The organism is Streptomyces sp. NPDC003327, from assembly GCF_053589515.1.
In genome coordinates, this window is the sequence record NZ_JBSFSA010000082.1 from 1 (window position 1) to 11,315 (window position 11,315).

The 11,315-nt window shown below is 70.4% G+C and carries 12 protein-coding genes and 2 pseudogenes; 3 read left to right on the top strand and 11 right to left on the bottom strand.

The features are described 5' to 3' along the window. Positions 1-91 precede the first annotated feature (91 nt). From hemC to ACWDVG_RS31155, 3 genes are read right to left on the bottom strand one after another with little or no spacing between them, the layout of a single operon-like run. The gene (gene hemC / locus ACWDVG_RS31145; RefSeq protein ID WP_376425113.1) at positions 92-1,021 is read right to left on the bottom strand and encodes a hydroxymethylbilane synthase; all 930 of its coding nucleotides are present in this window, start codon (positions 1,019-1,021) and stop codon (positions 92-94) included. A gap of 17 nt (positions 1,022-1,038) precedes the next feature. Continuing rightward, a complete protein-coding gene (locus tag ACWDVG_RS31150; RefSeq protein ID WP_451704237.1) occupies positions 1,039-1,389 on the bottom strand; it encodes a hypothetical protein in 351 nt (116 codons plus the stop codon). Between the two features lie 25 nt (positions 1,390-1,414). Beyond that, positions 1,415-2,332 carry an FkbM family methyltransferase gene (locus ACWDVG_RS31155; RefSeq protein WP_451704239.1) on the bottom strand — a complete coding sequence of 306 codons (918 nt, stop codon included), beginning with the start codon at positions 2,330-2,332 and terminating at the stop codon, positions 1,415-1,417. Positions 2,333-2,428: 96 nt separating this feature from the next. Between ACWDVG_RS31155 and ACWDVG_RS31160 the strand changes: the two genes are divergently transcribed. Beyond that, positions 2,429-2,935, top strand: coding sequence for an AAA family ATPase (locus ACWDVG_RS31160; protein ID WP_451704241.1), 507 nt, complete (start codon positions 2,429-2,431; stop codon positions 2,933-2,935). On the opposite strand, the gene ACWDVG_RS31165 is transcribed toward ACWDVG_RS31160, so the two are convergent. Genes ACWDVG_RS31165 through ACWDVG_RS31180 form a run of 4 tightly spaced genes read right to left on the bottom strand, consistent with a single transcriptional unit; the run spans position 2,893 to position 6,870 of the window. Beyond that, positions 2,893-3,786 carry a glycosyltransferase family 2 protein gene (locus tag ACWDVG_RS31165; RefSeq protein WP_451704243.1) on the bottom strand — a complete coding sequence of 298 codons (894 nt, stop codon included), beginning with the start codon at positions 3,784-3,786 and terminating at the stop codon, positions 2,893-2,895. The two genes, ACWDVG_RS31160 and ACWDVG_RS31165, sit on opposite strands and share 43 nt — an antisense overlap. Beyond that, positions 3,783-5,018, bottom strand: coding sequence for a hypothetical protein (locus ACWDVG_RS31170; RefSeq protein WP_451704245.1), 1,236 nt, complete (start codon positions 5,016-5,018; stop codon positions 3,783-3,785). The genes ACWDVG_RS31165 and ACWDVG_RS31170 overlap by 4 nt, the downstream gene beginning before the upstream one ends. After that, complete coding sequence (locus tag ACWDVG_RS31175) at positions 5,015-5,719, bottom strand: hypothetical protein (protein WP_451704247.1); 705 nt, start codon at positions 5,717-5,719, stop codon at positions 5,015-5,017. Before ACWDVG_RS31175 ends, ACWDVG_RS31170 begins: the two co-directional genes overlap by 4 nt. Continuing rightward, on the bottom strand, positions 5,716-6,870 hold the full coding sequence (locus ACWDVG_RS31180; RefSeq protein ID WP_451704249.1) for a glycosyltransferase family 1 protein: 1,155 nt from the start codon (positions 6,868-6,870) through the stop codon (positions 5,716-5,718). The genes ACWDVG_RS31175 and ACWDVG_RS31180 overlap by 4 nt, the downstream gene beginning before the upstream one ends. Positions 6,871-7,012: 142 nt before the next feature. Here ACWDVG_RS31180 and ACWDVG_RS31185 point away from each other — a divergent pair, with 142 nt between their 5' ends. Then, positions 7,013-7,984, top strand: coding sequence for a helix-turn-helix domain-containing protein (locus ACWDVG_RS31185; RefSeq protein WP_376425097.1), 972 nt, complete (start codon positions 7,013-7,015; stop codon positions 7,982-7,984). Further along, positions 7,981-8,550 (top strand): peptide deformylase, encoded by a 570-nt coding sequence (locus tag ACWDVG_RS31190; RefSeq protein ID WP_451704250.1) that lies wholly within the window; start codon positions 7,981-7,983, stop codon positions 8,548-8,550. The genes ACWDVG_RS31185 and ACWDVG_RS31190 overlap by 4 nt, the downstream gene beginning before the upstream one ends. 344 nt (positions 8,551-8,894) lie before the next feature. On the opposite strand, the gene ACWDVG_RS31195 is transcribed toward ACWDVG_RS31190, so the two are convergent. From ACWDVG_RS31195 to ACWDVG_RS31210, 4 genes and pseudogenes are all read right to left on the bottom strand, one after another. Continuing rightward, positions 8,895-9,194, bottom strand: coding sequence for an NUDIX domain-containing protein (locus ACWDVG_RS31195; RefSeq protein ID WP_451704252.1), 300 nt, complete (start codon positions 9,192-9,194; stop codon positions 8,895-8,897). Between the two features lie 41 nt (positions 9,195-9,235). Beyond that, positions 9,236-9,709, bottom strand: a pseudogene (gene rsgA, locus ACWDVG_RS31200) (GTPase RsgA); the annotation flags it as partial. Positions 9,710-10,009: 300 nt separating this feature from the next. Continuing rightward, complete coding sequence (locus ACWDVG_RS31205; protein ID WP_451704254.1) at positions 10,010-10,735, bottom strand: recombination directionality factor; 726 nt, start codon at positions 10,733-10,735, stop codon at positions 10,010-10,012. Between the two features lie 270 nt (positions 10,736-11,005). Further along, positions 11,006-11,233, bottom strand: a pseudogene (locus tag ACWDVG_RS31210) (transposase family protein); the annotation flags it as partial. Between the last annotated feature and the right edge of the window lie 82 nt (positions 11,234-11,315).

Below are 11,315 nucleotides of genomic sequence, written 5' to 3' on the forward strand. Positions count from 1 at the left end.
CCCGCCCACGACCGGGCATCAGCAAGTTCCCCACCCATGAACACACCAACGAACGACCTGGCCACCAGTCACGGCAAACACCGTTGTAGTACTAGTGCGGGATACCGTCGATCACGTCCCGGGCGCCCTGCCGTAGAAGTGCGACGGCCACGGAAGTGCCGAGCGTGGCCGGGTCGAGGCGGCCCGCCCACTCGTGCGCATTCAGCGTGACCTTTCCGTCCGGCGAGAAGACCGTGGCCCGGAGCGACAGCTCGTTGTCCTGGACTCGGGCGTACCCGGCGATCGGGCTGTTGCAGTGCCCTTGGAGGACGTGGAGGAGCATCCGTTCGGCCTGGGTCTCCCGGTAGGCGTCGCGGTCACCGAGGTCGCTGACAAGGTCGATGAGGTCCCTGTCCTCCTCCCGGCACTGGAGCGCGAGGACGCCGGCACCGATCGGCGGCATCATCACGTCGGGCGAAAGCACTTCGGTGATGGCGTCAGCCCGGCCGATGCGCTCCAGCCCGGCGACGGCCAGGAGGAGCGCGTCGGCTTCCCCGGCCTCCAGCTTCGCGAGCCGCTTGTTGGCGTTGCCGCGGATCGGAACGCACTCCAGGTGCGGGTGGGAGGCGGCGAGCTGGGCAATCCGGCGGACGGAGGAGGTGCCGATCCGAGTGCCGGCAGGAAGCTGGTCCAGGGTGAGGCCGCCGGGGTGGATCAGGGCGTCCCGGATGTCGTCGCGCTTGAGAATGGCAGCGAACACCGTCCCGGCCGGGAGCGGTCGGTCGGCAGGGACGTCCTTGACGCAGTGCACTGCGAGGTCCGCGTCACCGGCGAGGAGCGCGGCGTCGACCTCCTTCGTGAACGCGCCCTTCCCTTCGACCTGGGAGAGGTCGCCCATCCACTTGTCGCCCGTGGTCTTCACCGGCAGGACGGTGGTCTTCACGTCCGGGTGGAGCATGGCCAGTTCGGCGCGGACACGCTCCACCTGGGCAAGGGCCATCGGCGAATCACGCGAGACGATGCGAATCAGGTCATTGGGCATGAAGGCACGATAGACCCTCAGATACGGGCGGCGACCACCGGACTGGAGGCCCACCGCATCGGTGTGGCACGCCAGTTGGGGAGGTCGGGCAGCCGTTCGAGGCAGCCGTCCACCCGGGGCTGGTGGGCCTCCGGCCACGTGGCCTGGGGCAGCATTTCGTCCACGACGTACAGGGCGCCGGGCTTGAGCAGCGCGAGCAGATCCGGCAATCGCAGGTACTTCCCGGGCCTGCAATCGACGTAGGCCAGATCAAACAGGCCCGACGCCTGGCTGAGCCAGACATCCGCGTCGGCGTGGACGAGCTCGATCCGGAGATCGCCGCCGAGGTGCCAGCGCGCGATGGACTGGACCGTCGCGTCTGCCTCCACGGTGACGAGGCGGCCCCAGGGACACTCAGCGCGCGAACCTGAGGCGGTCGGCGTCGGTGCGGGAGAAGACCAGGTCGGTCATGTCCTTCGGGGGCGTGACGCACCGGGTGGGCGGCTGGGGCCGGCGCATGGTTTGGGGGTAGGTGGCCGGGTCGTAACTGTTGGTGAGCGTGTAGGGGTGGAAGCCGTACTCGCGCAGGGTGGCGATGACGGCGTCGGCGCTCTCGCCCCGTTTGGCCAGGAGCCGGGGGGTGATCTCGACGACGAGCTCGGCGTCGTCGCGCAGGTACGGGAGCGCGGGCAGGAGTCCGCGGATCGCGGCGGCTTCGGCGCCTTCGACGTCGATCTTGATGACACGGGTGGTGGCGAGGTCGGCCCGGCTGATCAGGTCGGCGAGGGGCGCGGTGGGAACCTCGACGGTCGCGTGGACATGGTGGGGGCGGACGGGCGTGGTGTGGCCCAAGTTGGAGGGGTCCTCCAGGTACAGGACCAGGGTTCCGGTGGTGTCGGAGGCGGCGGAGCGGACGGCGCGGATGTTGGTGCGGCGGTTGGCGGTGGCGGCTGCGGTCAGGTCGTCGTGGAAGCGGGGGTGGGGTTCGATGGCGACGACGCGGCCGTGGGGTCCGACGGCGTGGGAGGCCAGGAGGCTGAAGGCGCCGCGGTGGGCGCCGACGTCGATGAATGTGTCCCCGGGGCGGAGCCGGTCGCGCAGGAAGGCCGACAGGTTCGGCTCCCACTCGCCGAACAGGTACTGGAAGCGCTGGATGACGTCGCTGGTGGTGACGGGGACCGTATCGCCGGACCGCAGCCGGACGGCGGCGTGGACGGGGTGGGTGCGCAGGTGGTCGTCGAGGAAGCGGTCGACGAGTTGGGCCTTGCCGAGGGTGCCGGGGGCGTGGCGGACGTAGGCGCGCAGCGTGCGGGCGAGGGCGGAGGCGGGCACGGGCGGCTCCTTCGGGTGGTGGCGGCCGGGACCGGGAGTCCGGTCCGGCCGGCGGTGGCAGACTGCCGGGAACGACGGCGGAGGTGAGGGGAGTTGATGGTGGTCGAGAGCGGTGCTCCGACGGTCTTCCTGCTGGTGGGGCTCACCGGATCGGGGAAGACGACCTATGCCCAGCGGGTGTTGGAGCCTCGGGGGGCGGTGCGGCTGTCGGTGGACGAGGTGGTCTTCGAGCGGCACGGCCGGTACGGCGTCGACTACCCGGAGGCCACCTACTTTGAGAAGGAGGCTCCGGTCGTCGCCGAGTTGCACGAGCGGCTGGCCGAGTTGGTCGCGGAGGGTCGGGACGTGGTGTGGGACCACGGGCTGTGGCCGCGTAAGGACCGCGAGGCGATGAAGACGCTGGTGGAGGCCGCCGGAGGCCGGTGGCGGCTGCTGTACTTCCCGGTCGGGCGGGACGAGCTGCTGCGCCGGCTGGCGGAGCGCAACGAGCGGGCGGATGCGAACGCGCTCGTCGTGACGCCGGAGGCGCTGGACGACTTCTTCGCCCGGTTCGAGGAGCCTCAGGGCGAGGGCGAGGAGATCGTGAAGCCGAGCTGGCCCTGAGCGGTCGGTGGGCGCCAGGTGGTGGTGATCGTGGCCGCTTCGGAGGCCCAGCCCTCGGGGAGGCGGTCGAGGGTGACGTGGCGGAAGGCGAGTCGGGGGTCGGCGACGTCGATGCGGCCGGAGTGCCGGTCGATGTGCTCCAGCAGGCGGGACGCCTCGTCACGGACGGCCGGGGTGTGTTCGGCCCACGCGCCGGAGGAGAACCGTTCGACCCGTCGGCGCAGGTCGTTCAGGACGCCTGAGCGCCACTTGAAGTGGTGCACGCACGCGAGGGCGTCCGGGTCGGGCTTGTGGCCGGAGGCGCGGTGGTTGCCGGAGGCCACGTCGGCCGAGGAGTGGGCGAGGGCGATCTTGCGGGGGTCGCCCTGGAGGAGGCGGTGGGTGAGGTGTCCGCCGAGGGGGAAGGCCCGCTCCAGTCCGGGGCCGGGGCGCCAGGGGGCGAGGCTGCCGTCGGCCGCGACGCGGTCGAGCATCAGCCCGCCCACCACTCTCCTCGCGGTGCCCACGGCCCGGGCGATCACGTCGGCCAGCGGGGCGGGGTAGGTCTGGAACTCGTCGGCGTCGGCGATCAGGTGCCAGCCGCGCCCGGCCTTCTCACGCAAGGCGTCACGCAGCTCGGTGTTGGTGTGCTCGTGCCACGGGCCGGTGCTGACCTGGGCGGGGACGATACCGAGAGCGTGGGTGGCGGCGAGGAGCTCGTGGCGCTGGGCGTCGGGGACGTGGTCGGGGAAGTGGAAGGCGAGGAGGAACCGCTCGATGCCGAGCCGGCGGTAGTGGGCGGTCCAGGCGGCCAGCAGCGCGGGCTCGACGGCGCCGATGACCGCGACCAGGATGGGAGGGACGAACGTCATCGGCGGCACTCCTTGACCAGGCGGGTGTAGGTGGTGGTGAGGAAGGCGGCCTGCTCGGCCGCCGGATGCAGGTCCAGCACCGCTCGTGCCGAGGTTCCCGGCCGGGCGGGCGTGTCGGCCGAGAGCTTGTCCAGCGCCTCGGCGAGCGCGCCGGCGTCGCCGGCCGGGAAGGAGCGGGCCCACGGCTGGCCGGCGAGCCGGGCGGTCAGGCCGGGGTCGTGTTCGGAGACGATCAGCGGAACGCCGAGGCGGGCGGCGTCCATGACGAGCCCGGACTCCTTGCCCACGCCCGGGTGGCGGGCGACGAGGGCTGCGTCGGCGGCGCCGTAGACGAGCCGCAGGATCTCGTCGGCGACGGGGCCGGGCACGGTGTGGAGGCGGACGTGGGGCAGCCGGTGCCAGCGGGCGAGGACGGCGTCGTCCAGCGGGGTGCCGCACACCAGGACGTGCAGCGGGGTGGTGAGGCGGGCGAGTGCGGCGTCGACGGTGGCGATGTCCTTGTACGGCCACCAGCCGCCGACCAGGCATACCGCCGTCGCGTCGTCGGGGATGGCGAAGGCGGTCCGGCCGCCGTCGCGCTCGGCCAGCGTCAGCCGCCGCCCGTCGTCGACCGCGAACGCGCGCACCTCGCCGGGAAGGGTCGGGAAGGCGGTGGTGATCTGGTCGCGGACGGCCGTGGTTGGGTACAGCGCGACCACCCGCTTCTCGCCCCTGCGGGCAAGCCGCCCCAACCAGCATGCGGGGCGGTCCTCGGTGGTGACCAGCTCGTGGACGAACCGCAGGTGCGGGGCCCCGCCGAGCAGGGCGGCCAGGCTGTGCAGGGCCTCGCTCGCGCTGAGGATCACCACCGCCGACGCCCGCGGGGCGAGGCGGCGCGCGGTGCGCAGGCAGGCGGCCTCGGTCAGGCACCGGGCCAGGAGGGTGACCTGGTGCGGGAGCCGGCGCACCGGATGGGGCCAGTGCCGGGAGGTGAACGCCCGCCGGCCGGCCGTCGAGGCGCGCTCGGCTCCTCGTGCGGCGGCCAGCAGGAACCGCGCCGCTGCCCCGTCCGGGCCGGCCGCAATCCGGGCGCCGGAGCGGGCCAGCGGCCCCAGGCCCTCGCTCAGGCCGGTCGGGGCGACGACCAGACTCGCCCCGGTGGTGGCGAGCGCGGTCAGCGTGTGCTGGTGGTGCCCGCCGCCCCGGTGGGCGTACGGCTCGATCAGCACCAGCGGCTCCGGCGCGGTGCTCATCCGGCGACCGCCTGCTCGTCGCGTAGCACGGCGAAGTGCTGCAGTAGCCAGGCCGGGTCGTTGATCGCCTCGAAGCGCTCGGGGTCGCGTCCGACGGCCTGGGCGAAGTCGATTCCGTCGAGGGCGCCGGCCGCCGCGTAGGCGGCGAAGTCGCCGGTGCTGCTGGCCTTCCAGGCGTCGATTCGTTCCTGGGCGGAGGCGTCGGTCATGCCGTACTCGCTGCCGCGGGCGAGCATCGCACACTCACGGAAGCCCGCCTTCCACGCGTGGAACGGCGACTGGTTGAACTGCGTGGTCCCAGCGGTCTGGCGGCAGAACTCGACCCGGCCGGGCAGGGCGGCCAGCACGTCGACGGCCTGGCCCATCTCCCGCAGCGCCGTCCGGCGGATCAGCTTGAGCCCGCCGTAGCCGTAGACCAGGCCGTTGACCGGGTTGGCGGCCTGCCAGACCCTCATCGCCACCCCGTCGGCCAGCGGCTCCACCTCGCCGGCGCAGAAGTCTTCGTCGATGGCGAAGTCGCCGTCGGCGAGGAAGAACTGCTCGGTGTCGACGAGCTCGGCGGTGAGCCGGTAGGCCCGCCGCATTCCGCGCACGCCGTGCAGGCGCTTGACCGCACAGTCCAGGACGTGGGCGAGGCGGGTGTGCAGGAGGTCGGCCTGGGGCTCGTCGTAGGAGAGCAGGACCGCGTCGAAGCCGGTCATCGGATCGCCTCCAGGTAGCGGGCAGCGACCGCGGCCGGGGTGAGGTCTGCGGTGGAGGCGTACGCGCGCTTGGCGTGCAGCAGGTAGAACTCCGGGTCCGTGGCGAGACGGGTGGCGATCTGGGCGGCCTGCTCGTCGGTGTCGAACAGCAGCTCGTCGTCGATGTGCTCGGCCAGCCAGCCGGTGCGCGGGGCGATCACGGGCAGGCCCATGGCCTGGCAGTCGATCACCGACATCGACCAGGGGCAGCCGGGGCGGAAGGGCGCGATGCCGAAGTGGGCGCCGGCCAGCAGGTTGCGGTAGCGCACCCGGTCGCCGCGGTCGGAGGCGATCGTGACGCCGTCCGTGGTCGCCAGCTCCTCCAGGTGCCGCTCGGGGCTGGGATCGAGACGGATCCGCTCCGGGCTCCGGGTGCCGAACAGGTCCATCACCGTCAGCCGCACCGCGCCGCCGGCGACGAGACGGCGGGCCAGCTCGGTGAAGCGGGCCGTGCCGTAGTGGGCGTAGAGGCGGTGGTTGTAGAGGCCGGTGGCCCGGCCGTCGGGCGGGGTGATGCCGGCCGGGTCGCGCACCAGCCGTACGTCCCTGGGGGCAGGGACGATGTGCAGCCTGTCGCCGAGGTCGACGCCGGTACGGGAGGCGGCAGCGGTGGTCCAGGAGGCGGCGGTGGAGGAGTGGACCAGGACGCGGTCGCAGGCCGCGAGGCCGGCGGCAAAGGCCAGCAGCACACTGCGGCCCAGGCCCCGGTCGTCCATCGCCGGGTCCAGCTCCAGAACACCGGTGCCAGTGAAGGAGAACGGCAGGTAATGGCAGTACCCGACGACCGTCGCGTCCACCCCGGCCTCCAGGAGCGCGGCCCGGATCGCCGGGGCGGCCTCGACCTGGTTGGCCACCACCACCTCGGGCCGCCGCTCGCGGAACAGAGCGACCAGGGCGTCCATGCCGGGGTCGAAGCGGGCCCGGTACTTCGTGGACGGCGAGAGGGTGGGCTCGAAGGCGACCCGGGCGTCACCGACCGCGACCGGCGAGGCCACCGTCACCTCGACCCCGGCGTCCGTCAGGGCCGGGGCGAGCAGGTCGGCGAAGGTGAAACCCGAATCGGCAGCCAACTGGCTCGCGTTGGAGACATTGAGCAGATACAGCAGGCGCATCGCTGAGAACCCTCCTCGTTTGGGCCCGGGGTCGACCTGGGCCTGTGGAGGAAGGAAACTGGCGACAGGAGCCATGACAGAATGGTGAATCGAGATCACTCACGGTTCATTCATTTCATCCAGCATCCAGGCGGGGGCTTTGATGGACGCGCGGGACGACGCCTTGACGGTCGAGCAGGCTGCCGAGGCGTTCGCGGCGGAGGTCGCCTACTGGCGCGAGGTGCGGGGCCTCCCGAAGAAGGAGTTAGCCCGACGGATGGGCTTCTCCCCGTCCTACGTGAGCCACATGGAGTCGGGCCGGCACAAGCCGACCGAGGACTTCGCCCGCCGAGCCGAGGAGAAACTCGGCGCCGGTAAGGCCATCTGGAAGTGCTGGCAGGAATACGAAGCGGCCAAAGCCCGTACGGCATCGTCGGCAGCCGTATCGGCTCCCCGCCGGCCGGAGCAGCCGTACGCGACCGGCTCGGCGATCGTTGTGGAGCACGACGCCGCCCGCCTCGATTACGACGGCCGCCTCTACCGGCTGACAATGCGCCGGCTGCTGCGGAACACCGGCACCGAGCCGATCACCCGCTACCTCATCCGCATCAGCGTCGACCGCTACCCCGGCGAGCCCGAACGGTCCAACGCCCATTACCGCGAGAACCCCTTGACCTGGGACAAACTCGCACTGACTGCAACCTGCCGCGGGGAAGAAATGCGATGGCAGGCCAAGCACGACCGCGACGCCTTCAAGGAAGTGTGGCTGCGCTTCGAGAACAGCGAAAGCCGCTTCCCCCTCTACCCCGGCGAGTCGGTCTGGATCGAGTACACCTACTCGGTGGGCGAGGAACAGTGGGGCCGCTGGTTCCAGCGCGCCGTCCGCCTTCCCACCGAGCACCTGGCCGTCGAACTCGCCTTCCCCGCCACCCTCGACCCCGCTGTCTGGGGAACCGAAACCTCCATGACCTCCGAAGCCGCCCCGCTCAGGACGGCACCTGTCCAGCACGAGGAGAACGGGAAGCGGATCTTCTCCTGGAGCACCTCCACACCCGCCCTCCACGCCCGGTACCGTCTCGAATGGAAATTCCGGGCCCGACCCGAACGTGAGATGAAGCAAGGAGAGTTCAGGTGACCCAGGTGCGGCCCAGCGAGCAGATGCGCGACCTCGGAGTCGTACAGCGTGGGGCCCCCGTCCTCGCTGAGCCGGCCCATCTCTTCGACCTGCCTGCCGAGCGCCAGCCAGCCGAGCAGACCGTCGAGCAGTTGTTCTCCGCCATGGAACGGATCGGGCAGGTACACCCGTTCGCCAAGGGCATGGGACTCGCGGCCCCTCAGATCGCGATCGGACGGGCCGCCGCCGTCGTCCAGCCTCCCGAGCCCACCGCTCCGCCGATCGTCCTGCTGAACCCCCGCATCACCGACAGGTCCATCGAAGAGGACGAGCAGTACGAGGGCTGCCTCTCGTACTTCGACGTCCGCGGCCTGGTCCCCCGACCACTACGGATCACTGTGGAGACCACCACGCTGGAGGGCCAGCTGGTGACCACCACCTACGAACGCGGGCTCGCCCGACTGATCCACCACGAGATCGATCACCTGGACGGCCTGCTCTACACCGCGCGGATGCGGGAGGGCGTCGCTCCCATCCCTGTCGAGGAGTACCGCCAGACCGGCCGGGCCTGGACCTACCAGCAGTAGTACCAACGCAGTGCGCGTCCGGATTCTGCCCGCCTGCTTCCAGGACGACTTGATCCCTGGGAGGACGCCAAGGGCGAGAAGGAGTTCCTCTACCTGGCCCACGTCGACACGTGGGACTTCGAGAACCGGACCGGTCTGGAGTTCGCCCGGAATGACCGAGGCGCGTACATCCTCGAAGAAGTCTCGCTCCCCTCCATGGCCATCGCCGACCTGAACCTGCTGCCCGGGGAGGTCGCTGCGGTGCTGTGTCAGGCCCTCGACCGCGGGGACCTACTCGCCATGTAGTCGGGACCGGCCTGAGCCGCCCCATGGGGAGCGGGTCCCTGCAGCCGTCCTACCTGCCTCTACACCAAGGGCCACGCGTACTCGCTGTAGGGGAGACCGGTGGCGATGTGCCGCAGCGCGACCGCGAGGTAGGGCGCCATCGGTTCAGGCAGGGCCGCTGTCTTGTGCCAGCTCCAGTCCTCGCACTTGTCCGGTTCGGGGTTGCCGATCTCGCCGTGCCACCGGTCTGTCTCGAAGAAGAACGCGATCCGCTGGTCACCAGCGTGCGTCGATACGTGGTGCATCAGGTGCACGAACCGGACGTCGGCCGGGTCGACGGCGGCGCCGGTCTCCTCGGCGAATTCGCGGGCAGCCGCCACGGCCGCGGGCTCACCCTCTTCCAGGAGTCCGCCGACGTACGCAGCAGTGCCTCACCGCTCGAACTGGACATCGCGAGCGCGAGGAACCGTTCGATCCGCCCGAGGTCGAGCTCGACCGCGAGCGACACACAGATGACGATGTGATCGATGTTAGTGGCCAGCACCTGGCCCTCGGACCGCTTGGACGACGTCGACCGCACGAAGGCCGTCCGCCGAGGCAGGATCGTCCGCGCGTACCGGGGATCGCCGCCCGCGGGGTCGACGGCGACCCAGTCCCCCGTGCACACGACCTTCATCGGGTCGCGGGGCACGACGAACGCGGTGTCGGCACGGACGACACCATCGGGAGTAGCCACATCACACTGACCGCGATCGACCCGGACAACCCGCCCGGGCACCAGGCCCTGAGCGGCGTACGGAGCGAACTCGGCCTCCCAGCCCTCGTCCCAGCCCTAGACGGCGAGCGGGTGCTGGACAGCGGAAAGAGAAGACGGGTGGAGCGGAGCGTTGAACAAGGGGAACCCTTCAAAGGGTGGCCCCGGCGGCGCGCTCCGAGCGCGCGGAAGTGAAGTGGGTGTCAGCCGGAGACCACAGGGGTGGGAACGATGAACTCCTGAATGCGGGCAGAGCCCGTCACCGTGACAGTCATCAATGTCCTCACCTCCTGCGTCTTCTCAACGAACCAACACCATGCCCTGGGCAGCGACACAGCCGCGCCCTGGAACGAGCAGAACCATAGCCCCACCCCAGGACGCGACACCACCGATTAAATTCGGGGCCTCCCCTGCGCAACGCCGGCAACCAGCCGACCGGCGTCACGCCGCGAGTCGTACAGCGTCCTGGGCGAGGACCTGGGGCCTGCCGACCTCAACGATCGGCCGCCTGTAGCTCACGGCGATCCCGGAGCGTGTGGTGAATTCCACCAGTTCGTACCGCAGTACGCCCCCGACCGGATCAGCAGCCGCGTCCAGTGCGGCAGCCAACGCGGGCAGCTCGGCAGCGAGCTCCCATGAAGTCGATACGAGGGAGAACACACCCAGCTCGGGAAGGTCCGCCAGCCGGAAGCCGATCCGGACCTCCGGCGTCGGCCCGCGCCCTGCCTGGGCTGCCGCCTTCCGGTCAGACAGGCTCGCCGGACAACCACACAGCGATCCCCGTGCGCCCGCTGGCTCCAGGAACCAAGTTCCATCGCAGACATGGAAGGTCTCACCACCTCCGCGCATCACCATGCGAAGCGAGACGGCCGCGCGGCCACTCAGCAAGACACGGATGTGATCACGGCGAGTCAGGACCTCAAGGACATGCTCATCGCCGGTGTCCAACAGCTGCGGCACACCTCCATAGAGCCCACCCACAGCGTCAGCAACGGCATGGTCCTCCGTCGTAACGCGCCACGCCGACACCGCAATGGGCGTTCCGCCTCGCTGTCGCGCCACATGGAATCGGCCCACGGGATCCGCCGGGGATACGCGTGGCCGATCCGCCCCAGCGTCGTCCAGCTTCTGACCCCGACTGGGGCTGTAGTACGGGTAGGGAGCCATGGTCTTCCTCCGGCAGCACGATATTCAGAGGCTCCAAGGATCAGATGCCCTCGCCGGTTGGCGTAGCCGGAATTCGGGTGTAGAGAGATGCCCGGCTCGCACGTCATGAGGCCCGAGCAAGGTCCGATCAGTTCCACCAGCACCGCAACCTCAGCGGCGACCCAATCGCGGACCCACGCATTACGAGGGCTGCAAGATCATGACAGCGCATGCCAGGTGATCGAGCCTGGTCTTGTTCTGCCTGGGCAGAGGAGTGAGCGTTTTCCAACCTCACGCTGATGCGTGGCGAAGGACGAGGACGGCCTTCACCACGTCGGTGATGCGGGTGGTGCTGCAGCGGAGCTTTCGCAGGAGGCGCCAGCCTTTGAGGGTGGCCATGGCCTGCTCGCCGAGGCAGCGTATCTTGGCGTGGGTGGTGTTGTGGCGGCGCTTCCACCGCTTGAGGCATCGGCCCCGAAACGGGACCCGGACGGGTCCGCCGGCGCCTTGATACGCCTTGATGCTCCTATAGACGTCAAGTAGTTGAGATGGCGTGGCGAGCGCGGGGCTGGTTGAGAGCGTGGTAGACCTCCCGGGCTAT